Below are 24325 nucleotides of genomic sequence, written 5' to 3' on the forward strand. Positions count from 1 at the left end.
AAGTGGTGGGTTCAGACGGCGAGAACGGTGCAGGCGCTGATGCCGGGCGCACCGTACACATGGGTGAATCCGACCTTCGGCGACCCGTCGACCTGTCGATCGCCGGCCTCGCCGCGCAGCTGGGTGACGATCTCGTGGACCTGGCGCAGGCCGGAGGCGCCGATGGGTTCGCCGTTGGCGATGCATCCGCCGTCGGTGTTGACCGGGAGAGTGCCGTCGATCTCGGTGCGCCCCTCGGCGATCCACTGCTCCTGCTCGCCGTGCTCGCAGAATCCGCACTCGGCCATGTGCATGATCTCCGCACCGCTCTCGGTGTCCTGGAGCTGTGCGACGTCGACGTCGGCCGGTTCGATCCCGGCCTGCTCGAAGGCGGCGCGGGCGGCGTCGGTGCTGACGCTCACCGGTTCCCCGGTCCCCTGGACCGCGGGGGCGAAGACCTCGAACGAGCCGAACTGCCGGGTGCGATGACTGATCGCCTTGATGGCGACCGGACGGCCGCCGAGTCGCCGTACGGCCGACTCGCTCGCCACCACGATCGCGGCCCCGCCCTCGCCGGGAGAGCAGAACATGTACCGGGTCAGCGGGTCGTTGACCATGTCGGCGTCGCGGATCACCTCTGCCGGCATCGGCTCCCGCCGCCAGGCGTTGGGGTTGAGCGACCCGTTGCGGTAGGCCTTGGCGGCGACCTGGGCCAGCGTGTCGCGGGAGATCCCGTACATGTTCATGTAGCGCGAGATCTTGGACCCGAAGAACTGGGTGGTGACCATGAGGCCGGCCTCGCCGTACCCCTCGGGCAGGCCCCATTCCGCGGGGAGCGGGTCGAAGGCGCCGCGGGGGTGCTTGTCGAAGCCGACGGCCAGCGCGATGTCGGCAGCGCCCGCGCGGACCGCGTTGACGGCGGACACGAGGGCGCTGCCGCCCGTGGCGCAGCCGTTCTTGACGTTGGTGAACGGGATTCCGGTGAAACCGAGTTCGGCCACGAGGGTGTCGGCGAGTCCGGAGCCGTCGCTGCCGCCGAAGGCCACCTGGACGTCGGGCCAGGTGACTCCGGCGTCGGCGAGCGCGGCGTGGATGGCGGTGACCGCCATCTGCCGTCCGCTGATCCCGTTCTGGCGCCCGAACTTCGACAGTCCGGCGCCGATGATGAATACGTCTTCGCTCATCCTCGGTCTCCCTGATCGGAGGTGGGTTCGGGCAACACGACGAATCGGGGGACGGGTTGCGTCGCGACGAGGGTGGCCGGCGCGCCCTGCAGGCCCTCGAGGGTGTCGGCCTCGAGGATGCCTGCGATGCGGATGCCCTCGGGGAGCTCCACGTAACCCATCGCGAATGGTGAGAAACCCTCGGGGGGAGGAACATACGGCGGCGACTTGGGTGCGAAGCGCTGCACCGTGTACGCCCAGACGACGCCGTGCGTGCTCAGCTCGCGCGGGCGGGCCGTCGCAGTTGCGCAGCGGGTGCAGTACGTGCCGGCGGGAAAGCCGATCGTGCCGCACACCGTGCACTCCGATCCGTGGAGCACTGCGGCCTCCGCGACGTCGTCACGGACGGGACTGTCGTCGACCGTCATGTTCCTCCCCTTTCAGTTCTTCTCGAGGGTCACTCAGCGGATGTGTGGGCCGTGGATCAGCGGCCGACCCACTTCGGCTCGCGCTTCTGCAGGAAGGCGTTCACACCCTCCTTGGCGTCCTCGGACTGCAGGGCGTTGCCCACGGCCAGGTGCTCCATGACCATCAGCGACTGGATGTCGGCGTCGAGGCCGCGGTCGATCGTCATCTTGGTGAGCTTCATGGTGAACGGGCTCTTGTCGATGAGCGGGGCGATGAAGTCGGCCTCGAGCTGGTCGAGCTGGTCGGCCGGCGCCGAGGCGTTGATCAGATCCCACTCGGCGGCTTCCTTGCCGGACAGCAGCTTGCCGGTCAGCATGAGCTCCTTGGTCTTGCGGATGCCGATCATGCGGGGCAGGCGGTAGATCGGGCCGGCGCCGCCGAAGAGGGCGCGACGGATGTGGAAGTCGCCGATCTTGGCGTCGTCGGCGGCGATCGCGAAGTCGCACGAGATCATCAGCTCGAAGCCTCCGGCGGTGACGTAGTCCTCGAGGACGGCGACCGACGGGGTGTTCATCGAGTACAGGCGGTCACAGACCTTGGCCGACAGGACGGCGACGTCCATGGCGGTGGTGCTGCCGACGAAGTCGTTCAGCAGGATGTCGAGGTCGAAGCCCGAGCAGAACTGGTTTCCCTTGCCGCGCAAGACCAGAACGAGCAGATCGGGGTCGTTGTCGACCTCGACGATGATCTCGTCGAGACGGTGCAGCAGCTCCGGGGTGACCGCGTTCTTCTTGTGCGGGCGGTTCAGCCAGACGCGGGCGACGGGGCCGTCCTTCTCCAGGATGATGTGGTCGGTGTCGATCATGGGGAATCTCCTTCGAGGTGTTCGAGTTGAACTGGATTCACTTCAGTTCTAACCGCCACCTGAACTGAAGTCAATACTCGACGGGCCATGAATCCTGAACTAAGTTCAAATCATGACTGTGATCGACAAGTACTACGCGACGATCGACGCCGGGAAGCTCGACGAGGCGGTGGCGATGCTGGCGCCGGACGTCGAGTTCGCGATGATCCTGCCGACCGGGGAGAACCGCGGCTCTGGACGTGACAAGATGCTCGAATATCTGCGAAATCGCCCGCCGGTCAATCGGAAACACGTCGTCACCCGATTCGCTTCCGATCGTGATCTCGAGTTCGCGCAGGGCTCGGTGACCGAGGAGGACGTCCGCACCACGGGCTTCTTCGTCGGGGCGATGCACATCGGCGCCGACGGCCTCGTCGATCGCTACCAGGTCAGCTTCAGCCCGGACTTCGCCCTACTCGTAGAAGGAGACAATCGATGACGACCACCGCCACGCCCGTCCTCGCCCAGTGGTTCGAGTACATGGACTCCGAGGATCCGGATCGCGTCCTCGGGATGATCTCCGACGACTTCGTGATGTCGGTGCAGTTCTCCAAGGGCGCCGGCCAGTCGGCCGAGTTCATCGGTGACCGCGCGGGGCTGGTCGGATATCTCGAACAGCGGGAGAAGAGCGTCCTGGTCCACCACATCGACATCGGCGTGACCGCCGGCGGCTGCGAGATGGTGCTCGGGCGCACCACGAGGGACGGGGCCTTCGAGGCGTCGTTCACCGCCACCGCCCAGATCGACGAGAAGGGTCTCGTGCGTCGCTTGCTGATCGCCCGCACGCCCGAGGTCTCCTTCGACTGATCGTCTCCCCGGTCGTCGGCGCGCGACGGCCCTGATCTGTGAAATCATCGCCGTCACCTGCGGATATGCGGGTGACGGCGATGCGCGTTCAGCGGGTCGTCCGGCCCTGTACCTGCCGGTATCGACGCCGGAATCTAAACTGAAGTCGCCTCGATTTCGTGATTGACATCACTAGGAACCCCGGCTAAATTTCAGAACTGAGATCAGTTCAGTTCGGTCGTTCCCCCGGCCACCGCTGAGCTCTCCGGAGCGGCCGCGGACACCCCGCGCGATCGGCGCGCCGGACCCCCAGACGGAAGGTAGATGTCGTATGAGAGGTATGACCCGTGCGCTGGCCGCAATCTCGGCCGCGGTTGCCTCCGTGACCATGCTCGCCGCGTGCGGCGGTGACACCGGCTCATCCGGTGGCCCGGTCGCAGGTACGTGGGATGACGTGGTCGCGGCTGCCAAGAGCGAGGGCAAGGTGACCCTCTACTCCAGCCAGAAGCCGGCGAATCTCGAGGCGCTCAAGAAGGCTTTCGAGTTCGAATACCCGGAGATCACACTCGAATTCGTCCGTGGGACCGACGCCGACATCAACCCGAAGGTCGAGGCCGAGAGCCGGACCGGCAAGGGTGTCGCCGACGTCCTCATGCAGACCGACGCCGCGTGGATGAAGGCGGCCGAGGAATCCGGCGCCTACACGACCGCGCTCATGGGCCCCGCGCTCGACGCCCCGGAGTACGAGCCCCAGAAGAGCGTCATCGACGACGAGTTCGCGCTCACCAGCGCCGCGGTCTACAGCCTCGGATGGAACGCCGATGCCGTGCCGGCCGGACTCTCGACTCCGGAGGACGTCGTCGACCCCGCGTATCGCGGCAAGATCGGCATCGTCAATCCCACCGGCATCGCGTCGTATGTGGACATGTACCGGTACTACGCGAAGACCTACGGCGAGGACTACTGGAAGAAGATCGCGGCGTTGTCGCCGCGTGTGTACCCGAGCTCCCTCGGTGTGGCGCAGGCGTTGACCTCCGGGGAGATCTGGGTGACGCCCACGGTCCAGCCCCTTGTGACCGAGGAGGCCGCCGGTGCTCCCGTGGGATGGGCCCTGCCGAGGTCGCCGTGGGGCACGCCCTGGTACACCAGTGCCCTCTCGGCCGCTCCGAACCCGAATGCGGCACAGGTGCTGGTGAACTTCATGGTCACCCGCGCGGGCCAGACCGCACTCAACCCCGGATACGCCGCAGTGCTCCCCGACATCCCGGGCGCGGTGGCCCGTGCGCAGGAGGTTGCGACGCCGGACACCACGGATCTCACGCCGGACAAGGTGCGGGAGTTCTCCCAGAGCTGGGCGGAGGACTTCCAGTGAGCGGGACGCAGGACAACCGGATTCTCGATCTCGAGGGCGCCGCGGTTCTGATCACCGGCGCGGCCAAGGGCATCGGCGCCGCCACCGCTGCCGCGTTCGCCGCACGGGGCGCCGTCGTGTACCCCACCGATGTCGACGTCGAGCGGGGTCGGGCCGCCGCTGCGGAATACGGTGCCGCCGAACGATTCAAGGTCCTCGACGTCCGGGACGAACAGGCCTGGGAGAAGGTCGTCGACGAGATGGAGGCCGAGGGCCACCCGCTGCAGGTGATGGTCAACTCGGCCGGCGCAGCCATCCGCGCCCCGCTCGCCGACACCTCGCTCGAGGGGTTCCGGCGGATGGTCGACCTCAACCTCGTGGGAACCTTCCTCGGTGTCCGCACGGCCGCGCGGCGCATGGTCGACGGCGGTGCGGTGGTCAACATCTCGTCGCTGCGCGGAGTCGTGGCGACAGCCGAGCTCGGCGCCTACGGAGCGTCCAAGTTCGGGGTGCGCGCACTGACGAGAGTGGCCGCGATAGAGTTGGCGCACAGGGGTATTCGGGTCAACGATGTGTGTCCCGGAAGCATCGACACCGAGATCACCGCCGTCCCGGACTTCGACCACGTCGATGTCGCCAAGTACGTCCGCACCATCCCGATGCAGCGCCGGGGCGCCCCGGAAGAAGTTGCCGAAGTGATCGTGTTCCTCGCGGAACCGCGCAGCAGCTACATCACCGGCGTCGACCTCCTGGTCGACGGCGGCACCGGGGCGGGCGTGACCACCCCCACCAAGAACAACCCCGAAGAGAACACGGAGAACTGACGTGACATCTCGATTCTCAGTGTCCGGATTGGTCAAGAAGTACGGTGACAATGTCGTCGTCGACGATCTGGACCTGCCCATCGAAGAGGGCGAATTCCTCGTCCTGCTCGGCCCCAGCGGTTGCGGCAAGACGACCACCCTGCGTTGTCTGGCCGGCCTGGAAACCCCTCAGGGAGGGTCGATCTCGTTCAAGGACGAGTTGGTCTTCGATGCCGACACCGGCGTCAATGTGCCCTCGCACCGGCGCAACATCGGCATGGTGTTCCAGTCCTACGCGCTGTGGCCGCACATGACCGTCCGCAAGAACATCGCGTACCCGCTCAAGGTCCGCAAGATGAAGGCCGCACTCAAGGACGGGTCCATCGAGGAGGCCGCACGGATGGTCGACTGCGAGGGACTGCTGGATCGCTACCCGTCCCAGTTGTCCGGCGGCCAGCAGCAGCGCGTCGCGGTCGCGCGCGGCCTCGTCTCACGTCCGGATCTGGTTCTCTTCGACGAGCCGTTGTCGAATCTCGATGCGCGCCTGCGTGATCAGGTTCGCTCCCAGATCCACCAGCTGCATCAGCAGCTCGGGTTCACGGCCGTCTTCGTCACGCACGATCAGTCGGAGGCGTTCGCCCTCGGCGACCGGATCGCCATCATGAAGGCCGGCAAGATCGAGCAGTACGACGAGCCGGAGCATGTCTTCGAGAACCCGGTCTCGGAGTACGTCGCCGCGTTCATCGGCATGTCGAACCGGATCGAACTGCGTCGCGTGTTCGGCGGTTGGGAGACCACCAAGGGGGATGCGGTCGATCTGTCGCGCGCGGTCGTCCGCGGCGTCCCCGACGACGGGACCGAGGCGGCGGCCCGCCTGCGTCCCGACGACCTGCTGCTGCACGCCTCTCCCGCAGAGGCGCCGGCCGGCAACGTCGTGCTCCACGCCGAGCTGGTCGACTACGAATACGGCGGACGCTACTACGACGTGACCGTGCGCACCGGTGAGGACACCCTCCTGCTCCGAGCCCCGGCCTCCGAGCACGCGAACACGCTGAAGAAGAGCACGCCCGGCGACCAGGTCACGGTGAGCTTCGACCCGTCGGCGCTTCGCGTGTACCCCGACCGTCCCGACGCGGCGATCGACACCGTTTCGCAGGTCGCCAAGACCGCGCCCGCCCCGGCGCAGCTGGCATCATGACGGCCACGGTTCCCGCCACCGGGATCGCCGCCCCCAGGTCGCTGTCGATCCCTGCCCAATGGCGTACCCGAATCGGTTACACCGCGCTCCTCGCGATCCTGGCCTACCTGGTCGTGCTGCCGATGGTGCGACTCCAGGCACTGGCCTTCGAGGACGGTGCCCAGGGCTACCGAAGCGAGTACGGGCGCTTCGACATCGCGGAGACGATCTGGACCACGGTCGCTCTCGCCGTCGGTTCACTGGTCATCGCCATGGTGCTGGGCACGCTCCTGGCGTTCGCCGCCAGCCGGCTCCCCGCGGGCATGGGCTTCCTGCGGATGATCCCGATCCTGCCGATCGTGATGCCGGCCGTCGCCAACATCGTGGGCTGGGCGTTCCTGCTCTCCCCGGGGCCCGGATACCTCAATGTGCTGCTCCGCAAGCTCCCGTGGTGGAGTGGCAGCGACAGCGGCCCGATCGACGTCTACACCGTGCCGTGGATCATCATCCTGACCGGGTTCGGCCTGACGTCCTTCGTCTACCTGTTCGTGAGTGCGGGCATGGAGAACATCAGCTCCGAGCACCTCGAGGCGGCGCAGACCAGCGGCTCCTCGACCGTCGGCGTCTTCTTCCGGATCGTGCTGCCGCTCCTGCGCCCGTCGCTCATCTACGGCGGCGGTATCGCCTTCCTGCTGGGTCTCGGGCAGTTCACCGGGCCCCTCCTGCTGGGCCAGAACAACGGCGTCAACGTGCTGACCACCGACATGTACCGTCGGGTGTCGGAGTCGCCGGCGGACTTCGCCGCGGCTGCTGCCGCCGGTTCGCCGCTGGTGATCCTCGGCATCGCGATCGTCCTGGTGCAGAAGCTGTTGCTGGGCAACCAGAGTCGCTTCGTCACCCACGGCGGCAAGGCCTTCAAGCCGACCGTCGGCCGCGCCCGCTGGGCCAGCGCGACCCTCATCGTCTACGCGGTGGTCGCGCTGATCATCCCGCTGGTGGGCCTGGTGATCGTGTCGCTGACGCCGTACTGGTCGGGCTCGCTGACATGGAGCCTGTTCACGCTGGACAACTTCCGTGAGCTCTTTGCCAACGCCGCGGTGGTGGAGTCGATCGTCACCAGCGTCCTCACGTCGCTGGGCGCCGTCGCGATCTGCATCCCGATCGGTTACGCGATGGCGAACCTCCTGGTGCGCGGCCGCCGGCACAAGGTCCTCGGCCTGGTCGGCGACCTCATCACCGCACTGCCACTGGGCATCCCGGCCGTCATCTTCGGTGTGGGCTTCCTGTTGACCTACAGCGAGCCGCCACTCATCCTGTACGGCACCCGCACGGTCATCGTCCTCGTCTACGTGGTGCTGATGCTGCCCTTCGCGGTGCGGATGCAGATGACCGCGATGCTCTCGCTGGGCAATGCCTACTTCGAGGCATCGGCGACCAGCGGCGCCTCGCCCATGGTCACCAACCTGCGGATCATGTTGCCGCTCATGCGTCCTGCGATCCTGAGCGCCATCGCCCTGATGTTCATCCTGCTGACCCACGAGTTCGCGGCGTCACTGCTGGTGCGGGCGTCCACCACCCAGGTGATGGGCACCCTGCTCTACGACATGTGGCAGAACGGGTCCTACCCGCAGGTCGCCGCGATGGCCCTGTTGATGACCGCGGTGACCGCTGCCGGCGTGGGCGCGGCGATGGTGGTCGGCGGGCGCAACGTCCTCAGCAATCTGTGACACGTTTCCCTAGGAGTACGAGATGAGTGTGGGTGCGGACCGGCTCACGGGCAAAGTCGCCCTGGTGACCGGTGCCACCGGCGGCATCGGCGTCGAGATCGTGCGCCGCCTGGCCGCCGAGGGTGCCTCGGTCGTCCTGACCGACATCCCCGGCGCGTCGCTGGAGGAATTGCGGGACGGGTTGCCGGATCCCGACAGGCATCTGGCGGTCGCTCTCGACATCGCGTCGGAGGACGAGTGGAAGAGCGTCGTCGGCGTTGTCGCGGAGCGCTTTCCGTCCCTGGACCTGCTGGTCAACAACGGCGCGGTCGGAAGCCTCGCCTCGGTTGTGGACGAGGACCTCGACCGCTACCAGCGCGTGATCGATGTGTCCCAGACCGGCACCTGGCTCGGGATGAAACACGCCGGCGCACACATCGAGTCCACCGGGGGTGGGGCGATCGTCAACCTGTGCTCGATCCTGGGAACCGTCGGTGGACTGGGGAACAGCTTCAGCTATGCCGCCGCCAAGGGCGCGGTCCGGACCATGACCAAGAACGCCGCCCTGTACTGGGCCAAGCGCGGTGTCCGGGTCAACTCGATCCATCCGGGCTTCATCGGCACCGAGCAGCTCCTGGAGCGTTACGAGGGAACCGAGCGGCACGCCGCGATGATCGCGAACACGCCGATGGGCCGGCTCGGTACCGCGGAGGACGTCGCGGCAGCGGTCGCCTTCCTCGGCGGCGACGACGCCCGCTACATCACCGGCACCGAGCTGTACGTGGATGGTGGCTGGACCTGCGCCTGAGCCGGACCACCACCTTTTATCAACGGAGGAACACATGAGAACTCGCAGACTCGTCGGCGCGCTCGCGGCGGCGACCCTCGCCCTGACGGTCGCCGCGTGCGGCGGAGGGTCCGAGCCGTCCGGCCCCGTCGACGGCCCCTGGGAGAACGTTGTCGAGGCCGCCAAGAAGGAGGGCAAGGTCACCCTGTACTCCACCCAGGCCGCGCCCCGTCTTGCCGACCTGGAGAAGGCGTTCGAGAAGGAATACCCCGAGATCGATCTGGAGGTCGTGCGCGGAGTCGACGCCGACCTGCTCTCGAAGATCGATGCGGAATCGCGCTCCGGCAAGGGAATCGGCGACGTCGCTGTCATCACCGACGTCTCGTGGATGAAGGCGAATGCGGACAACGACGTCGCCGTCTCCGTCGTCGGGCCCGCCTTCGATGCCCCGGACTACAACCGTGCGACGAGCATCGTCGACGACCGGTTCTTCCTCGAGGGTGCCGTCATCCTGGGTCTGGGCTGGAACACCAAGGCGGTTCCGGGCGGGATCAAGGATCCCCGCGATCTGCTCGATCCGTCGCTGAAGGGCAAGATCGGCATCGTCAACCCGGCGACCTCGCCGACCTACCTCGACTACTACGCGCATCTCGAGAAGTACTACGGCGGAGAGGACTTCATCAAGAAGCTGGCGGCGCAGAACCCCCGGATCTACCCCAGCAACCAGCCGCTCGGCCAGGCCGTGGCCTCGGGTGAGGTGAGTGTCGGCCTGATGACCGATCCGATGTTGCAGGCCAAGAACTCCGGTGCCCCGGTGGACTGGACCGCCGGACCGCATGTCTGGGGTGCCAAGTGGTACGGCCTGGTGCTCGGTTCGTCGCCGCATCCCAACGCCGCCCAGGTACTCGCGGACTTCATGGTGACGCCGGCAGGCCAGGCGGCCACCACGCCCGGTTACGCCTCGGTCCTGCCGGGCATCGAGGGATCGGTCGCAGACGCCCAGAAGGTTGCCGACCAGAACCTCGACGTCACCACGGGTCAGGGTGCGCAGAAGTACCGCTCCGAACTGGAGCAGATCCTGCGATGAGGTCGCGGCTCCCAGGGGCGGTCGGCCGGTTGCGGCGACTGTCCCTGGTGGCCGCCGCGACGGCGGCCCTGACCATCACCGCGGCCTGCGGCGCCGAACGGCCCTCGCCGGTGACCGTCTCCGACGATTGGGACGAGGTGGTCGCGGCCGCCGAGCGGGAGGGCAGCGTCCACCTGTATTCGACGCAGCACCCGGACAACCTCCAGAAGCTCAAGGCGGCGTTCGAATCCGCCTACCCGGGGATCACCCTGGAGTTCACCCGCGGCACCGATGTCGAGATCAATCCGCGTGTGGAGGCAGAGAATCGCACGGGTCGTGGGATCGCGGACGTCCACATGTCGTCGGACTTCGCCTGGATCACGCGGGCAGCGGACTCGGGTGAGTACTCCGTCGAACCGGTTGGACCGGACTTCGACGCCCCGGCCTACGAGCGGGCGCGCAGCGTGATCGACGACCGGTTCTTCCTCGTCAGCGGTGCCGCCTTCGCCCTCGGATGGAACACGCACGCGCTGCCCGACGGTCTCGACCGACCGGGAGACCTCCTCGACGAATCCCTGCGCGGGCGTATCGGGGTGGTCAATCCGCAAGGATTCGCCCCCGTCGTGGACGAGTACCGGTTCTTCGACGAGAACTGGGCGCACGACTTCACCGAACGTCTGGCCGCGTTGAGGCCCCGGATCTATCCCGGCGCGCTGGCCGTCGCGCAGGCCCTCAACTCCGGCGAGATCGTGGCGACGCCGATGGTCCCGCCGCTGGTGCGGGAGCAGGAATCCGGTGCCCCGGTGGGCTGGAAACTGCCGCAACCCTATTGGGGGACGCCGTGGTACTCGCACGTGCTGGCCTCGGCGCCGCATCCGAATGCGGCGCAGGTGCTCGCCGACTTCCTGGTCACGCGTGACGGACAGATCGCATTGTCCAAGGGCTACGCCTCCGCACTGCCGGACATCCCCGGGGCGGTGGCCCGGGCCCAGGACATCCCGCTACCCGACGTCGACACTCTCACGTCGGAGTCGATCGACCGGTATCAGCAGGAGTGGCATCAGAAGTTCGTGTCCTGATCCGCCCTCCGCGCAGATGCCCTGAGAGGAGATCCGATGACCGTCGGAACCGCCTTCCCCGAGTTGTTCTCGCCGATGGAACTCGGCGGGATCACCCTTCGAAACCGGCTCGTGGCCCTCCCGGCCGGTACGAGCCTGGTCGAGCACGGCGTGCCGACCGCCGGCGACACCGATCACTTCGAGCGACTCGCCGCCGGAGGGGTCGGGATGATCGTCGGCGGTGCGACCGTCGTGCATCCGACCACGACCCTCCGGTCACGCAAACTCGTGGAGGCCTACCAAGACGAGGTCGTACCCGCCACCGCGAAGAAGGTCGCCGCCGTGCATCGCCACGGATCGCGCCTGATCGTTCAACTGGTCCACCTCGGACGGGAGTTCATCGGCGGCGAGTCCGATTCGCCGCCGGTGGCGCCGTCACCGATCAAGACCCATCGGGACGCCTACCCGCCGCACGAGCTCACCGTTGCGGAGATCGAGGACATCGTCGAGGGCTGGGCGACCTCGGCGCGGAACCTGATGGCCGCCGACGCAGACGGACTCGAGATCCACGCCGCGCACGGGTATCTCGTCGCACAGTTCATGTCACCGCTCACGAATCGCCGGACGGATTCCTTCGGCGGCAGCTTCGAGAACCGCATGCGATTCGGCCGGTTGGTCGTGGAGGCCATGCGTGCGCAGATGCCGGCCGGGAAGCTCCTCGGGGTGCGTCTGAGCGGCGAGGAGGAGATACCCGGCGGCATGACGATCGACGACTGCGTCCGGATCGCCGAGTGCTACGCCGGCCTCGGGGTCGACTACCTCAGCATCACCCACGGAACGCGCGGGACGTACGTCAAGGATTCGAGCCAGCCGGACGCGGTGGCGGTCGGGTCCGCGGCGCGGGTGCGCGCCGCGACCGGCATACCGGTCCTGGTCGGCCAGCGCATCCGCGACGCGGCGACCGCCGAGCACATCATCAAGCGCGGTCAGGCCGATCTCGTCGGGATGGCGCGGGCGCTGATCGCCGATCCCGAGCTGCCGAACAAGTCGGCGGAGGGCCGGTTGTTGGAGATCCGCGGGTGCCTGGGCATCAACCAGGACTGCCGGGCATTCGATCCGCATCTGCACTGCGCGGTCAACGCCGAGGTCGGCCGCGGACGCCACCCGAACCTGGGTGTGCGGGCGCCGGAGAGCAAAGAGGTCTACGTCATCGGCGGCGGGCCGGCGGGCCTCGAAGCCGCTCGCGTCGCGGCCGAGCGAGGCCATCGTGTGACCGTGTTCGAGGCCTCCCCCGAGCTAGGCGGAGCCGTGCGAACCGCCGCGCGTGCGCCTCATCGCAGCACCCTGATCGACATCATCGACTACCTGGGTCACGAGATGCGGCGTCTCAAGGTCGACGTGAATCTCGCCGCGCCGATCGAGCACGACGACTTCGGAGAGGTCACGAACGTCGCGGACCATGTCGTCGTGGCGACCGGGTCGCGGCCGGCGCCGCCGCCGGCATGGTTGCCGCCGGAGGCCTCGGCGACCGTGGACCAGACGATCCTCGGCGAGCTTCCCTCGATCGACACGCGCGATGCGGTCGTCGTCGACGACGGGGACGGGTTCTGGCCCGCCTACAATGCGGCCGAGGCCCTCGCGCAACAGGGTTGGCGCGTCACGCTTATCACGCCGCTCGCCTCCCTGTGTTCGCGTATCCCGGCCGAGAGCATCCCGCCCCTGCTCCGACGCCTCGCCGGCGCCGGGGTCACGCTGCAGGTGGCGCGGACGCTGGAGCCGGGGGCCGGCGGCACGCTGCTGAGCCGCCCGGTCTTCGGTGGGGAGCCGGAGATGCTGCCCGAATCGTTGGTGGTCTGGCATCAGCCCCGGATCCCCGTCTCCACTTTCACGTTCGACCCGTCCGACACCACGATCAGTCAGATCGGTGACTGCGTGACCCCACGACGCATCGGGCACGCGATAGCCGAGGGTTATCGCGTCGGTGCCGAGATCTGAGAACAGAGGAGAAGAAATGTACGAGGCCCAGTTCGAGGGCAAGATCGCGGTCGTCACGGGCGGCGGATCGGGAATCGGGGCCGCGACGGTGCGTGAACTCGCCCGCCGCGGAGCCGAGGTCGTGTACGCCGTCGACGTGTCGGCAGAGGGTGCCGAGAAGGTCGCGTCCGGTGTCGAGGGTGCCCGGGCACTGCAGTTGGACGTCTCCGACTCCGCGGCGGTGGCCGATGCCTTCGCCGGGATCGTCGCCGAACACGGCCGACTCGACGTCGTGGTCCACGCTGCAGGTGTCGACGATCCCATCTCGAAGGCCTGGATGCTGGAGGCCGCGGAGCAGGGCGAGCCCGTCGACGTCACCTCGCGGTTGACCGACGAGATGTGGCGCCGGGTGATGTCGGTGAACCTCGACGGCACCTTCCACGTGTTGCGGGAGTCGGTGCGCGCCATGAAGGGCCGGGGAGGCGGGGCCATCGTGACGGTCGGCTCGTCGTCGGCCTTCGACACCCTCATCGGATACCCGCACTACTCCGCGTCCAAGGCGGCGGTGCACGCGGTGAGCCAGTCGGTCGCGAAAGAGGTTCTGCCGTTCGGCATCCGGGTCAACACGGTGGCGCCGGGCCCGGTCGACACCGGGATGGCGGCCCGGACCCCGGCCCGCGTCCGGGCGGCGATGGAGGCGGGGCCGGCCCGCGGTTACGCCAGCCCGGAGGAACTGGCCGACACGATCCTGTACCTGGCCTCGCCGGGGGCGGCCAATCTCGTCGGCGCGGTGGTCCTGAGCAACGGCGGCAGGTTCACGGTCTGACATCTGGCAGATGACGGAACGGGCCCGTCCGGTACGACGAACCGGGCGGGCCCGAGCTGTACGCGAGGCCCCGATGCGCAAGAGGATGCAGACCGGCCAGGACAGACCAGCAGGCCGAGCAGACGAGAAAGCCTGAGCGGAATCGGTTTCCGCTCAGGCTTTCTCGTGTATGTGGTGTCGGGGCTCTCAGGCCTTGACCATCCGGACCAGTGATTCGGTGACCGTCTTGATCAGGTCCTCGAGAGAGATCGGGCCGTCGGGCCGGTACCACCGCCAGACGCTCACAAGCGCACCGAGCACCAGGCGTGCGGCCATCTCCGGGTCGCCGGGAACGAAAGCGCCTGATTCCATTCCGCGCTGCAGCAACTCGGTCCAGTTGTGCTCGATCTGCGCGACCAGCTCGCGGGACTGGACGCGCTCGATCTCCTCCTTTTCCGACTGCCGCGGGGTGCTGAGGATGTCCATGTGGTTCTGCAGGATTCGACGCTGGAGCGCGTCGATGGGCTCGGCCTGCAACGAGGCTGCTATCGCCGCGCGCAGCGCCTCCTCCGGATCGCTGATGCCCGCGGTGCCTGCCTCGAATCGTCGGACCGACTCGGCGAGTTCGAGGCGCATGATCGTGAGCAGGCAGTGCGCCTTCGACTCGAAGTAGTGGTACAGCGCGGTCTGGCCGATCCCCACCTCGCCGGCGACCGAGGCCCACTTGGTGTGCTCGTAGCCCACCTTGCCGAACTGTTCGATGGCGACGGTCAGGATGCGCGACCGTTTGGATCGAGGTCCGTCCTCACGAACCTTCGAGTCGACTGGCATTGACTATCCCCTCCTGGTCGGTTTCGCCGTTTCCCATGGTCGCATGACTTGAACTCAGGTCATGCGGATTTGTTCACACCGGCGAGAATCGACGAGGCGATGCGCGCGCGCTGTGTGGTGGCGTCCCCGGAGCCCGCCTCGTTGACGAGCACGCGCCGATAGTAGCTGTGTGCAGGGTGCTCCCAGGTGAATCCGATGCCACCGTGCAGCTGGATGGTCTCGGTGCAGACCCGGATCGCCGACTCGGCGCAGACCGCGCCCGCGACGGCGGAGGCGAAGGCGACGGCGTCCCGGTCTCCGCCCGCGTCGACCAGGCCGGCGGCATATCGGGCCGCCGAGCGGGCCCGTTCGACGTCGAGGAGCATGTCGGCGATCCGGTGCTTGATCGCCTGGTATGAAGCGATCGCACGACCGAACTGCTTGCGCGAGGTCGTGTACTCGAGCGTCATCTCCAGAAGTCGGGAGGCGATGCCGACGTTCTCGGCGGCCACGGCGATGGTGGCGCGGGCCCCGAGTTCGGCGAGGGCCGCGGCGGTGCCGACCTCGTCGGTCAGCGGGATCGCGGGCGCGGCGTCGAATCGGAGTGTCGCGAGAGGGCGTGTGGGGTCGAGGGATTCGGGGGTGGTCCGGGTGACGACGTCCTCGGAGAGGGGCACGGCGAACAGGCGGCGCCCGTCCGCGGTCGTTGCCGTCACGACGGCGACGTCGGCGACGTGACCGTGCGGTGCGTGCGTCGCGGTGCCCGACAGGAGCCACTCTGCGGGCGAGCCCGCCGTGGCGGTCACACGGTCGGTGTCGGGGGAGAGGGGCGTGGCGGTGACCACGGCGCGGCCCTCGAGCGCTGCGGCGCGGAGGTCGGCGAGCCGGTCGTCGTCCCCGAGCAGGAGTGCGGGGACGCCCACCGCGGCCGAGGTCAGCACGGGCTCCGGACGGAGTGCGCGGCCGCATTCCTCGAGGACGGTGCAGAGATAGGCCAGTCCGTATCCGAGGCCGCCGTCGGACTCGGGGACCGCCATGGTGGTGACCGCCATCGACGAGGCCAGTTCGGACCAGAGTCCGCGCGAGTAGCCGGGTTCCGTTTCGACGATCCGGCGCACCTCCTCGATGTCCCCCGCCGACGACAGCAGCGAACGGACCGCGTCGCGGAGGTCGTTCTCCTCCTCGGTGGGCAGCAGCGGGATCGTGGTGTCGATGGACCAGGGGCGACCGGCCTCGGCCGGGTGGTCCGCGTCCGGGGAGACGTGCGGTGCGGCGGACAGGGTCTCGGCCGTCCCGGGGTGAATGCTCATCGCTGATCTCCTCTGCCGAGCACGGATGCGCTCAGTAACTGAACAGAACTCAATTCATATTCGTTCGAGGTTGTCGCCCCTGTCAAGCATCTGGACAAAACAAGTCGAACTGAAGTAAGTTCAATTGCGAACTGCCGTGGTGGTGCGAGAGGAAGCGATGTCAGACCGCGAGGATGCCCTTCATGAAGTAGGCCATCCGTGCGGCGAACTCGGGACTCTGGATGCCGCGTCGCATGCGGACCGCGTCGTTGACGATCGACAGGGCCGCGTGGACCGCGACCGCGCCCTGATCGCGCTTGAGGTCGGCATCGACCTGGATGAGCAGGTCGATCCATCGGGCGACGTACCGGCGCTGGATGTCGAGCAGGTCGGCGGCGCTCGCCTGGCCCGCGAGCACCGACGAGTTGTTGAAGCTCACCGACAGGTCCGGCGTGCTGGTGATGACGGTGACGTACGAATCGACCAGTGCGGCAAGAATCTTCGCCGGGTCCTCGGACCTCGAGTGGGCGGCCATCAGGCCGGCCTCCAGGCGGGCTCCGCTGCGATGTCCGATGGCCACGAGTATCGCCATCTTCGACGGAAAATGCTTGTACACGCTGGGGCCGGCGATGCCGACCGCGCGACCGATCTCGTCGATCCCGACCTCGGAGTACCCTCGTTCGGCCCACAGCGACGCGGCGGCGTCGAGGATCTCGTCGCGCCGGGTCCTCGACATACCGCTGATGACCGGCGGGGCGTCGATCGGCGGTGCGGCCGACGGGGTCAGGGTGAGCAGGCGGCGGATCAACTTCTCGATCTCGTCGCGGGCCCGGGTGCTCGACATCCGGGTGCGGTGGACGGTGAGGCTGCCGCTGACGCTCAGGATCGCCCAGGCCAACTGCACGGCCTCGCGCTCGGTGAGGTCGGGGCGCTCGGTGAGCAGTGCCGACGCCCACTTCCCGATGACCTCGCGGGTCCGGAGCGCGACCTGCTTGTTCTGCTCGACGGTCAGATAGTTGCTCGTCCATCGCCACAACGACGCCGTCTGCGGACGCTGGACGGCGAGCGCGCACACGTCTTCGATGAGTGCCTGGGCGTCGTCGCCCCCGCGAAGCGCCCGCTCGGTGCAGGCCTCGAGGTGGTCGACCCCCGACATCACGGCGGCGGCGAGCAGCGACTGCTTGTCGTCGAAATGCCTGTACACCGTCGGTGCGGTGACCCCGGCCGCGCGGGCGATGTCGGCGACCGAGACCTGCGGATACCCGCGGTGGACGAAGAGCGACGCCGCGGCATCGACGAGCTGTCGTTTGCGGTCGGCGCCCTTGGTGCGGGTGGCTCTGCGGTCAGGCATGGTGAACTGACCATAGCGCACATCTGAAGAATATCTAGGCCTCTTGACCTTGGGGTATAGCCAAATAGGTGATTCCGCGTTAGCCTCTGGATGTAACCAACTGGTGGTTCGTGTGAAAGGAACTCTTTCGTGCCTGATCAAGCATTCATCTACGAGGCGGTTCGTACGCCTCGTGGCAAGCAGCGCGGCGGCGCGCTGCACAGCGTCAAGCCGGTCGACCTGGCCTCGGGTCTGATCGACGAGGTCCTCGCCCGCCACGGCGGTCTGGATCCGGCCGACGTCGACGACGTCATCCTCGGTGTCGTCTCGCCCGTCGGCGAGCAGGGTGCTGTCATCGCGCGTACCGCCGCCCTGAACAGCGGCCTGCCCGAGAGCGTCCCCGGCACCCAGATCAACCGCTTCTGCTCGTCCGGCCTGGAGGCCTGCAACCTGGCCGCCGCCAAGGTCGCCTCGGGCTTCGACGACCTGGTCCTCGCCGGTGGTGTCGAGTCGATGTCGCGCGTCCCGATGGGTAGCGACGGCGGTGCCCTGTTCACCGACCCGGCCACCGCATACGACCACTACATCGTCCCGCAGGGCATCGGCGCCGACCTGATCGCCACCATCGAGGGCTTCTCGCGCGAGGACGTCGACGCCTACGCCGCCGAGTCGCAGGCCCGTGCCGAGAAGGCCTGGAGCGCCGGCTACTTCGCCAAGTCCGTCGTCCCGGTCAAGGACATCAACGGCGTGACCATCCTCGACCACGACGAGCACCGTCGTCCGGGCACCACCGTGGAGAGCCTCGGCAAGCTGAAGCCCGCCTTCGCCGCGCTCGCCGAGATGGCCGGCTTCGACGACGTCGCGCTGCAGAAGTACCCGAGCGTCGAGAAGATCAACCACGTCCACACCGGTGGCAACAGCTCCGGCATCGTCGACGGTGCCGGCCTGGTCCTCATCGGCAGCGAGGAGGCCGGCAAGCGCAACGGCCTGACTCCGCGGGGCCGCATCGTCTCGTTCGCCGAGGTCGGCAGCGAGCCCACCATCATGCTCACCGGCCCGACCCCGGCCACCGAGCTGGCGCTGAAGAAGGCCGGCCTGACCGTCGAGGACATCGACGTGTTCGAGCTGAACGAGGCCTTCGCCTCGGTCGTCATGAAGTGGATGAAGGACCTCAACATCCCGCACGAGAAGGTCAACCGGAACGGTGGCGCCATCGCCATGGGTCACCCGCTCGGTGCAACCGGCGCGATGATCTTCGGCACCTGCCTCGACGAGCTCGAGCGCACCGGCGGCCGCTACGGCCTGATCACCCTCTGCATCGGTGGCGGCATGGGCGTCGCGACCGTCATCGAGCGTCTCTGACCTTCACAGAAAGACTTTCTGAAACACCATGAGTGACAACATGATCAACTGGGAGAAGGACGCCGACGGCGTCGTCATCCTGACCATGGACGACCCGAACCAGGGCGCCAACACGATGAACGCCCTGTACCAGGAGTCGATGGCCGCGACCGTCGACCGCCTGGAGGCGGAGAAGGACGACATCACCGGTGTCATCCTCACCTCGGCGAAGAAGACCTTCTTCGCCGGCGGCGACCTCAAGGACATGACGAGCGACCGCTCGGATGTCTCGAAGGAAGAGATCGCCACCCAGATCACCGAGACCACCAACGCCATGAAGAAGGTGCTGCGTCGTCTCGAGACCCTGGGCAAGCCGGTCGTGGCGGCCATCAACGGCGCTGCCCTCGGCGGCGGCCTCGAGATCGCGCTGCACACCCACCACCGCATCGCCGCTGACGTCAAGGGCAACCAGATCGGCCTGCCCGAGGTCACCCTCGGCCTGCTCCCCGGTGGCGGCGGCGTCGTCCGCACCGTGCGCCTGCTCGGCATCCAGAACGCGCTGATGAACGTCCTGCTCCAGGGCCAGCGCATGAACCCGACCAAGGCCAAGGAAGTCGGCCTCGTCGACGAGGTCGTCGGTTCGGTCGAGGAACTGATCCCCGCCGCGAAGAAGTGGATCAAGGAGAACCCCGAGGCCCAGCAGCCGTTCGACGTCAAGGGCTACAAGATCCCGGGTGGCGCACCGACCAACCCGGCGTTCGCCGCCAACCTCCCGGCTCTGCCGGCGCTGCTGCGCAAGCAGATCAAGGGTGCGAACATGCCGGCTCCGCGCGCCATCCTGGCCGCTGCCGTCGAGGGCGCCTACGTCGACGTCGACACCGCCGACATCGTCGAGACCCGCTACTTCGTCTCGCTGGTCACCGGCCAGGTCGCGCAGAACATGATCAAGGCGTTCTTCTTCGACCTGCAGCACATCAACGGTGGCGGCTCGCGTCCCGAGGGCTACGACAAGTACACCGCCAAGAAGGTCGGCGTCATCGGCGCCGGCATGATGGGCGCGGCCATCGCGTACGTCTGTGCCAAGTCGGGCATCGAGGTCGTCCTCAAGGACATCGACCTCGAGGCCGCCAAGCGCGGTAAGGGCTACTCGGAGAAGCTCGAGGAGAAGGCCCTCTCGCGTGGCAAGACCACCAAGGAGAAGAGCGACGCGCTCCTCGCCCGCATCCACCCGACCGTGGACGCCGCCGACTTCAAGGGCGTCGACCTGGTGATCGAGGCCGCCTTCGAGTCGGTCGAGGTCAAGCACAAGGTGTTCCAGGAGATCGAGGACATCGTCGAGCCCGACGCCATCCTGGGCTCGAACACCTCGACCCTGCCGATCACCGTTCTCGCCCAGGGCGTCAAGCGCTCCGAGGACTTCATCGGCATCCACTTCTTCTCGCCGGTCGACAAGATGCCGCTGGTCGAGATCATCCGCGGCGAGAAGACCTCGGATGCGGTGCTGGCCAAGGTCATCGACTTCACCCTGCAGATCCGCAAGACCCCGATCGTCGTCAACGACAGCCGCGGCTTCTTCACCAGCCGCGTGATCGGCACCTTCATCAACGAGGCCATCGCGGCCGTCGGCGAGGGCGTCGAGCCGGCGTTCATCGAGCACGCGGGCACCCAGGCCGGCTACCCGGCCGCGCCGCTGCAGCTGATGGACGAGCTGACCCTGACCCTGCCGCAGAAGATCCGCAAGGAGACCGAGGCGGCTCTCAAGGCCGAGGGCAAGGAAGTCCCGCAGCACGGCTCGAACGCGGTCGTCGACTGGATGATCGAGAACGGCCGTACCGCCAAGAAGGACGGCAAGGGCTTCTACGACTACGACGAGAACGGCAAGCGCACCCAGCTCTGGCCGGGCCTGCGCGAGCACTTCAAGTCGGGCTCCGTCGAGATCCCGCTCGAGGACATGAAGGAGCGCATGCTCTTCGCCGAGGCCCTCGAGACCGTCAAGTGCTTCGACGAGGGCGTGCTCAAGTCGGTCGAGGATGCCAACATCGGCTCGATCTTCGGCATCGGCTTCCCGGCGTGGACCGGTGGCGTCGTCCAGTACATCAACCAGTACGAGGGTGGTGTCCCGGGCTTCGTCGCTCGCGCCAAGGAGCTGGCCTCGAAGTACGGCAAGCACTTCGAGCCGCCGGCCTCGCTGGTCGAGAAGGCTGAGCAGGGTGTCACCAAGCTGACCAACGAGAACCTCGTCGTCAGCTGAGACCCGTAGGAAGGGCCCCGGCCGGAATCCGTTCCGGCCGGGGCTTTTCCGTGGTCAGCGTGTGGACTTCGCTATCGCGGCGTCCCTTTCCCGCTCATGCTGGGGCGCTCACTTGACGTGGATACGGCGGGTGCGGCTACGGAGCCGGATGATGGGGTTCGGGGCCGCGTCGGCCAAAGCCGATCACCTTGCCGGTAACGAGTCGGGCGACCAGCAGATCATCGGCAGTGGCCGCAGGACCGTCGACGAGAGTGGGCCGCCAGCGGTCTCGGCCGTGCCGTCGACCAGACGCATGAGGAGGTCCCGTCGATGATCGATGAGGAAGCCCTCGGCGGCCCAGACGGGTTTCGCTCCTTTCGTGCCACTTTGTGGTCTTGAATACGTTGGTGGCGGAACCGAAGCGGGTAGGGACCAGGTACTCGGTGTCCGGAGACATCCGCCAGATTCCGCGCGATGCCGACCACAGAGTCGCCGGGTCGCCTGCCAGGCTCATCCCGATTCTTGTTCGCCGGCGGGCGGCGAACCCGCCGGCCGGTCGGGGAACCGCCGGCCGCCCGCCGACGTACTGCAGTTCTGCGACTACGCTGACGTCAAACCGCACCCCACCCACCGTTATTCAGACAGTCCCATGTGTTGTGGCGGAATCAGTTAGGTGCGGTAGGCGTGGGCGCGGTGGTCGATCTTGACGATGACGATGGTGTGGTTGGGGTCGTCGATGCGTAGCAGGATGCGGTAGTCGCCGCGGCGTGCGCTGTGGAGGCCTTCGAGGTCGTCGCGCAGTGGCTTGCTGAGGCGGTGCGGGTTGTCGGCGAGGGGTCCGGAGATGAACTCGATGACGGCGTGGACGATGCGGGGTGGGAGTCGCCCGAGGTCGCGGCGTGCGGGGGATGCGACCTCGACGTGGTACGGGTCGGCCGAGTCAGTGGGGTTGTCGCTCATGCCGGCGGCATGCCGTGTTCGGCGCGCAGGTCCTCGAGGGAGACGGTTTGGCCGGCGGCGTACTCGACGTCGGCGGCCGCGACGGCTTCGCGGATGTCGGCACGTGAGAGCCAGTAGATCGTTTCGTGCAGCGATTCGAGGTCGTCAGCCGACATGAGCACCGCGGCGGGTTTGCCGTGTTTGGTGATCGTGATGATGTCGTGCGTGGTTTCGGCGCTGTCGATGAGCGCGGAGAGCTTGTCCTTGGCTTCGCCGAGTGGCACTGTCGTCATGCCTTCAGTCTAGCCGCTAGACTGGCCAGAAACTAGCCATACTGTTGGCCGATAATGTACGTTATGTCAAGTAAACCACCGCATTATTTACCTGCCCAGAATTCACCCTGATTCCCCCGGGCCTCACCGACACGCACACCAACAGGCCTGTCGCACAGTCGCATTCAAATCGGCCGCGCAACACGACTCCTCATCAACCGAACCGTACCCGGCGCAATGAGAGCCTCAGACCCCGAACAGCACGGACTCAACGGCTCAGGTTCCGGACATGGCGCCGAAGCCAACGCAGCCCAGTCAAGACTTTGCCGAGTCGGTGTAATGCCGGACACACCCTGCTGTTCACGCTGCCCAATCAGCCTCGTTCCGCGATAGACTACCTCCCATTCACGCTAATGAATCGGGGGTTTCCAGTGTTGAATATGAAGGGTGGGGTGGCGTCACAAGCGCAGCGCCTGATGGTCGCGGGTTGCGCCGCAGCTGCGGTCGCGTTCGGCGTCACGTCTGGAGCGGCCATCGCTGATGCAGGACCAAGCTCGTTTGCCGATCGATCGGTGTCGAAGCACACCGCCGATGGATGGCGGATCACTGCCGTGAAAGCGCAGGAAAAGGTGCGTAGCGTACGGCCCCTCAACCAGTCACCGTGGACTCGTGAGGGCTTCCTGTCGCTACGCGGCGAAGGACGGATCTCGGGTGCTGGCCGGGTGGCGGTGTCCGCGGGCACCGTTAGCGCCGGCTTCCAGATCGGTTCGGATCCTGGGCAGCGGGCACCGCGATAGCCGGCACCGTGGCATTGGCCGGGTCGCCATTCGTCGCGGTTGCGGCCACTGGCATTGCTGTCAGCCTATTCGCCTACACTGTCGCGCGAGTATTCTGGAAATGAAAATCACGTGAGCGGCAACGAGTATCAGCGACTCCAGAAGTGGCCGTGGGGTGCTTACGCGGGAACTCTGGTCGGCGCCCTTATGACCGTAGGCACGCTCATCGCGTCACTCCGAGAAGCCCCGGAGCACTCGTGGCAAGTCCTCACAGGTGCGGCCTGCGCTGTGGTGATGTTCAGCACGTTAACGCTCATCTCCCTCGCTGTAGCGGTACATGGTCATCCGACGAGGGTGTATTCCGTCAATCCGAAGTGGATACCGCGTAGCAGGTGGGCGGTCAACATCAATCTATTGCTCCTTCCTTCAGCCGTTGCCACGGCTCCGGGCATCGGCTTGCTCGGAGCCGAGATCTACCCGGAACTGTCTCCGTGGCACAGATTCCTGATGATCGTCGGCGTCCTTGTCGGCGTTGCGACACCATTCCTGCTTCTCTGGTATGCGCGTAAGGCGCTGCGATCCGGCGCGCACTTGTCTCTGCTCGACGACGGCCTTCGGGTCCATACGCCGGTCGGTAAGCACTACTTCATCACCAAAGCCCAACTCTCCCAGTCGCATATCACGGTCAGGGGTGGCCTGCAGGTAGTGATTCACCCTCCGCCTGACGGATCCCGCGCGGTCACGATCGCCCTCATGAACTACGGCCCCACACCAGCCTCGGCGCTCCGCGTTCTCGTCCCCTACCTCGTCGACAACGGTGCGCACGTTCGCAGCACCTGGCTCTGACTGAGAAGCGAGCAAGTGATGCTAGTGATCGGGGCCCTTCTTACCGGCTTGGGGCTCGCGCTCCTCGCCTGTCGCCCCACAAGCGACACCTCGGGATGCTTCGACGAATCCGGGACCCTGAAAACGCCAAGAACGCTCTCCTGGTCACTAGCCGTCTGAGGAACACGAATGACGCTGGCGTCGGCATGGCTGGCCTTCGGCGACAAAGCCGCTGTCGGCGGCGACATTTCACTGTCCCGGTGGCCATCGACTCCGTGGATCATTGTCGGCACTCTGGGTGTGATCTTCTTCGGGGCGACAGCACTCATCGGTATCGCCGTATTGCTGTTCAACCCAAGCCACCGGACTCTCCCCGAAGAACTCGAGCCAATTCTCAGAGCCCGTTGGCAACCCGACAGCTGGACAGAAGGAGACTCAGCGTAGCCGGGATCGCTGTAGCGCTCGGTGACACACGCCGCGATAGTCACCGGTGACCGGTTTGGCGATCTTCCATAGTCGTGAGATGAACATTCACCCACTGACCAC

Annotated in this window: 24 protein-coding genes; 16 read left to right on the forward strand and 8 right to left on the reverse strand. The window is 66.9% G+C overall.

Features of this window, described 5'->3' with window-relative positions; all coding sequences use genetic code 11:
* Positions 1-11 precede the first annotated feature (11 nt).
* Genes GP2_RS13425 through GP2_RS13435 form a run of 3 tightly spaced genes read right to left on the reverse strand, consistent with a single transcriptional unit; the run spans position 12 to position 2415 of the window.
* Positions 12-1163 (reverse strand): thiolase family protein, encoded by a 1152-nt coding sequence (locus tag GP2_RS13425; protein ID WP_040527021.1) that lies wholly within the window; start codon positions 1161-1163, stop codon positions 12-14.
* Positions 1160-1570, reverse strand: coding sequence for a Zn-ribbon domain-containing OB-fold protein (locus GP2_RS13430; RefSeq protein ID WP_006901059.1), 411 nt, complete (start codon positions 1568-1570; stop codon positions 1160-1162). The genes GP2_RS13425 and GP2_RS13430 overlap by 4 nt, the downstream gene beginning before the upstream one ends.
* Positions 1571-1626: 56 nt before the next feature.
* Positions 1627-2415 (reverse strand): enoyl-CoA hydratase/isomerase family protein, encoded by a 789-nt coding sequence (locus GP2_RS13435; RefSeq protein ID WP_006901060.1) that lies wholly within the window; start codon positions 2413-2415, stop codon positions 1627-1629.
* A gap of 112 nt (positions 2416-2527) precedes the next feature.
* On the opposite strand from GP2_RS13435, the gene GP2_RS13440 reads away from it, so the two are divergent.
* The 11 genes from GP2_RS13440 (at position 2528) to GP2_RS13490 (ending at position 13988) form a co-directional block, all read left to right on the forward strand.
* On the forward strand, positions 2528-2893 hold the full coding sequence (locus tag GP2_RS13440) for a nuclear transport factor 2 family protein (protein WP_006901061.1): 366 nt from the start codon (positions 2528-2530) through the stop codon (positions 2891-2893).
* Positions 2890-3261: a hypothetical protein gene (locus GP2_RS13445; protein WP_006901062.1), complete on the forward strand. Its 372-nt coding sequence runs from the start codon at positions 2890-2892 to the stop codon at positions 3259-3261. The genes GP2_RS13440 and GP2_RS13445 overlap by 4 nt, the downstream gene beginning before the upstream one ends.
* A gap of 319 nt (positions 3262-3580) precedes the next feature.
* On the forward strand, positions 3581-4612 hold the full coding sequence (locus GP2_RS13450) for an ABC transporter substrate-binding protein (RefSeq protein WP_006901063.1): 1032 nt from the start codon (positions 3581-3583) through the stop codon (positions 4610-4612).
* The gene (locus tag GP2_RS13455) at positions 4609-5415 is read left to right on the forward strand and encodes an SDR family NAD(P)-dependent oxidoreductase (RefSeq protein WP_006901064.1); all 807 of its coding nucleotides are present in this window, start codon (positions 4609-4611) and stop codon (positions 5413-5415) included. The genes GP2_RS13450 and GP2_RS13455 overlap by 4 nt, the downstream gene beginning before the upstream one ends.
* Position 5416: 1 nt before the next feature.
* Positions 5417-6592 carry an ABC transporter ATP-binding protein gene (locus tag GP2_RS13460; RefSeq protein WP_006901065.1) on the forward strand — a complete coding sequence of 392 codons (1176 nt, stop codon included), beginning with the start codon at positions 5417-5419 and terminating at the stop codon, positions 6590-6592.
* Complete coding sequence (locus GP2_RS13465) at positions 6589-8298, forward strand: ABC transporter permease (RefSeq protein ID WP_006901066.1); 1710 nt, start codon at positions 6589-6591, stop codon at positions 8296-8298. The genes GP2_RS13460 and GP2_RS13465 overlap by 4 nt, the downstream gene beginning before the upstream one ends.
* Positions 8299-8320: 22 nt before the next feature.
* Complete coding sequence (locus tag GP2_RS13470) at positions 8321-9085, forward strand: SDR family NAD(P)-dependent oxidoreductase (RefSeq protein WP_006901067.1); 765 nt, start codon at positions 8321-8323, stop codon at positions 9083-9085.
* A gap of 34 nt (positions 9086-9119) precedes the next feature.
* A complete protein-coding gene (locus tag GP2_RS13475; protein WP_006901068.1) occupies positions 9120-10151 on the forward strand; it encodes an ABC transporter substrate-binding protein in 1032 nt (343 codons plus the stop codon).
* Complete coding sequence (locus tag GP2_RS13480; protein WP_006901069.1) at positions 10148-11209, forward strand: ABC transporter substrate-binding protein; 1062 nt, start codon at positions 10148-10150, stop codon at positions 11207-11209. The genes GP2_RS13475 and GP2_RS13480 overlap by 4 nt, the downstream gene beginning before the upstream one ends.
* 36 nt (positions 11210-11245) lie before the next feature.
* Complete coding sequence (locus GP2_RS13485; RefSeq protein WP_006901070.1) at positions 11246-13183, forward strand: oxidoreductase; 1938 nt, start codon at positions 11246-11248, stop codon at positions 13181-13183.
* Positions 13184-13199: 16 nt separating this feature from the next.
* Positions 13200-13988: an SDR family NAD(P)-dependent oxidoreductase gene (locus GP2_RS13490; protein ID WP_006901071.1), complete on the forward strand. Its 789-nt coding sequence runs from the start codon at positions 13200-13202 to the stop codon at positions 13986-13988.
* A 186-nt stretch (positions 13989-14174) separates the two neighbouring features.
* Here the strand turns inward: GP2_RS13490 and GP2_RS13495 are convergent, their stop codons facing one another.
* The 3 genes from GP2_RS13495 to GP2_RS13505 all read right to left on the reverse strand — a co-directional run bounded on the left by GP2_RS13495 (position 14175) and on the right by GP2_RS13505 (position 17417).
* Entirely contained in the window at positions 14175-14798 is a 624-nt protein-coding gene (locus GP2_RS13495) for a TetR/AcrR family transcriptional regulator (RefSeq protein ID WP_006901072.1), read from the reverse strand.
* Between the two features lie 59 nt (positions 14799-14857).
* The gene (locus tag GP2_RS13500; RefSeq protein ID WP_006901073.1) at positions 14858-16087 is read right to left on the reverse strand and encodes an acyl-CoA dehydrogenase family protein; all 1230 of its coding nucleotides are present in this window, start codon (positions 16085-16087) and stop codon (positions 14858-14860) included.
* A 160-nt stretch (positions 16088-16247) separates the two neighbouring features.
* A complete protein-coding gene (locus GP2_RS13505; RefSeq protein ID WP_040527045.1) occupies positions 16248-17417 on the reverse strand; it encodes a TetR/AcrR family transcriptional regulator in 1170 nt (389 codons plus the stop codon).
* Between the two features lie 129 nt (positions 17418-17546).
* Between GP2_RS13505 and GP2_RS13510 the strand changes: the two genes are divergently transcribed.
* Positions 17547-18758, forward strand: coding sequence for an acetyl-CoA C-acetyltransferase (locus GP2_RS13510; RefSeq protein ID WP_006901075.1), 1212 nt, complete (start codon positions 17547-17549; stop codon positions 18756-18758).
* A gap of 28 nt (positions 18759-18786) precedes the next feature.
* Positions 18787-20988 (forward strand): 3-hydroxyacyl-CoA dehydrogenase NAD-binding domain-containing protein, encoded by a 2202-nt coding sequence (locus tag GP2_RS13515; protein WP_006901076.1) that lies wholly within the window; start codon positions 18787-18789, stop codon positions 20986-20988.
* A gap of 648 nt (positions 20989-21636) precedes the next feature.
* On the opposite strand, the gene GP2_RS13520 is transcribed toward GP2_RS13515, so the two are convergent.
* The gene (locus GP2_RS13520) at positions 21637-21927 is read right to left on the reverse strand and encodes a type II toxin-antitoxin system RelE family toxin (protein WP_006901077.1); all 291 of its coding nucleotides are present in this window, start codon (positions 21925-21927) and stop codon (positions 21637-21639) included.
* Positions 21924-22199, reverse strand: a complete 276-nt coding sequence (locus GP2_RS13525; RefSeq protein ID WP_006901078.1) for a type II toxin-antitoxin system Phd/YefM family antitoxin — start codon at positions 22197-22199, stop codon at positions 21924-21926. The genes GP2_RS13520 and GP2_RS13525 overlap by 4 nt, the downstream gene beginning before the upstream one ends.
* Before the next feature lie 455 nt (positions 22200-22654).
* On the opposite strand from GP2_RS13525, the gene GP2_RS21230 reads away from it, so the two are divergent.
* The 3 genes from GP2_RS21230 to GP2_RS21655 all read left to right on the forward strand — a co-directional run bounded on the left by GP2_RS21230 (position 22655) and on the right by GP2_RS21655 (position 24223).
* On the forward strand, positions 22655-22975 hold the full coding sequence (locus GP2_RS21230; protein WP_244941232.1) for an MspA family porin: 321 nt from the start codon (positions 22655-22657) through the stop codon (positions 22973-22975).
* Between the two features lie 111 nt (positions 22976-23086).
* Positions 23087-23800: a hypothetical protein gene (locus GP2_RS13530; RefSeq protein ID WP_006901080.1), complete on the forward strand. Its 714-nt coding sequence runs from the start codon at positions 23087-23089 to the stop codon at positions 23798-23800.
* 168 nt (positions 23801-23968) lie between these two features.
* A complete protein-coding gene (locus GP2_RS21655) occupies positions 23969-24223 on the forward strand; it encodes a hypothetical protein (protein ID WP_006901081.1) in 255 nt (84 codons plus the stop codon).
* Positions 24224-24325 lie beyond the last annotated feature (102 nt).

The organism is Gordonia paraffinivorans NBRC 108238 (genome assembly GCF_000344155.1).
Classification (GTDB): domain Bacteria; phylum Actinomycetota; class Actinomycetes; order Mycobacteriales; family Mycobacteriaceae; genus Gordonia; species Gordonia paraffinivorans.

What these genes read in the sequence shown, in the direction of transcription:
- GP2_RS13425 (WP_040527021.1), bottom strand. Translation starts at nt 1,163, where the DNA reads ATGAGCGAAGACGTATTCATCATCGGCGCCGGACTGTCGAAGTTCGGG.
- GP2_RS13430 (WP_006901059.1), bottom strand. Translation starts at nt 1,570, where the DNA reads ATGACGGTCGACGACAGTCCCGTCCGTGACGACGTCGCGGAGGCCGCA.
- GP2_RS13435 (WP_006901060.1), bottom strand. Translation starts at nt 2,415, where the DNA reads ATGATCGACACCGACCACATCATCCTGGAGAAGGACGGCCCCGTCGCC.
- GP2_RS13440 (WP_006901061.1), top strand. Translation starts at nt 2,528, where the DNA reads ATGACTGTGATCGACAAGTACTACGCGACGATCGACGCCGGGAAGCTC.
- GP2_RS13445 (WP_006901062.1), top strand. Translation starts at nt 2,890, where the DNA reads ATGACGACCACCGCCACGCCCGTCCTCGCCCAGTGGTTCGAGTACATG.
- GP2_RS13450 (WP_006901063.1), top strand. Translation starts at nt 3,581, where the DNA reads ATGACCCGTGCGCTGGCCGCAATCTCGGCCGCGGTTGCCTCCGTGACC.
- GP2_RS13465 (WP_006901066.1), top strand. Translation starts at nt 6,589, where the DNA reads ATGACGGCCACGGTTCCCGCCACCGGGATCGCCGCCCCCAGGTCGCTG.
- GP2_RS13470 (WP_006901067.1), top strand. Translation starts at nt 8,321, where the DNA reads ATGAGTGTGGGTGCGGACCGGCTCACGGGCAAAGTCGCCCTGGTGACC.
- GP2_RS13475 (WP_006901068.1), top strand. Translation starts at nt 9,120, where the DNA reads ATGAGAACTCGCAGACTCGTCGGCGCGCTCGCGGCGGCGACCCTCGCC.
- GP2_RS13480 (WP_006901069.1), top strand. Translation starts at nt 10,148, where the DNA reads ATGAGGTCGCGGCTCCCAGGGGCGGTCGGCCGGTTGCGGCGACTGTCC.
- GP2_RS13485 (WP_006901070.1), top strand. Translation starts at nt 11,246, where the DNA reads ATGACCGTCGGAACCGCCTTCCCCGAGTTGTTCTCGCCGATGGAACTC.
- GP2_RS13490 (WP_006901071.1), top strand. Translation starts at nt 13,200, where the DNA reads ATGTACGAGGCCCAGTTCGAGGGCAAGATCGCGGTCGTCACGGGCGGC.
- GP2_RS13495 (WP_006901072.1), bottom strand. Translation starts at nt 14,798, where the DNA reads ATGCCAGTCGACTCGAAGGTTCGTGAGGACGGACCTCGATCCAAACGG.
- GP2_RS13500 (WP_006901073.1), bottom strand. Translation starts at nt 16,087, where the DNA reads ATGAGCATTCACCCCGGGACGGCCGAGACCCTGTCCGCCGCACCGCAC.
- GP2_RS13505 (WP_040527045.1), bottom strand. Translation starts at nt 17,417, where the DNA reads ATGCCTGACCGCAGAGCCACCCGCACCAAGGGCGCCGACCGCAAACGA.
- GP2_RS13515 (WP_006901076.1), top strand. Translation starts at nt 18,787, where the DNA reads ATGAGTGACAACATGATCAACTGGGAGAAGGACGCCGACGGCGTCGTC.
- GP2_RS13520 (WP_006901077.1), bottom strand. Translation starts at nt 21,927, where the DNA reads ATGAGCGACAACCCCACTGACTCGGCCGACCCGTACCACGTCGAGGTC.
- GP2_RS13525 (WP_006901078.1), bottom strand. Translation starts at nt 22,199, where the DNA reads ATGACGACAGTGCCACTCGGCGAAGCCAAGGACAAGCTCTCCGCGCTC.
- GP2_RS21230 (WP_244941232.1), top strand. Translation starts at nt 22,655, where the DNA reads ATGGTCGCGGGTTGCGCCGCAGCTGCGGTCGCGTTCGGCGTCACGTCT.
- GP2_RS21655 (WP_006901081.1), top strand. Translation starts at nt 23,969, where the DNA reads ATGACGCTGGCGTCGGCATGGCTGGCCTTCGGCGACAAAGCCGCTGTC.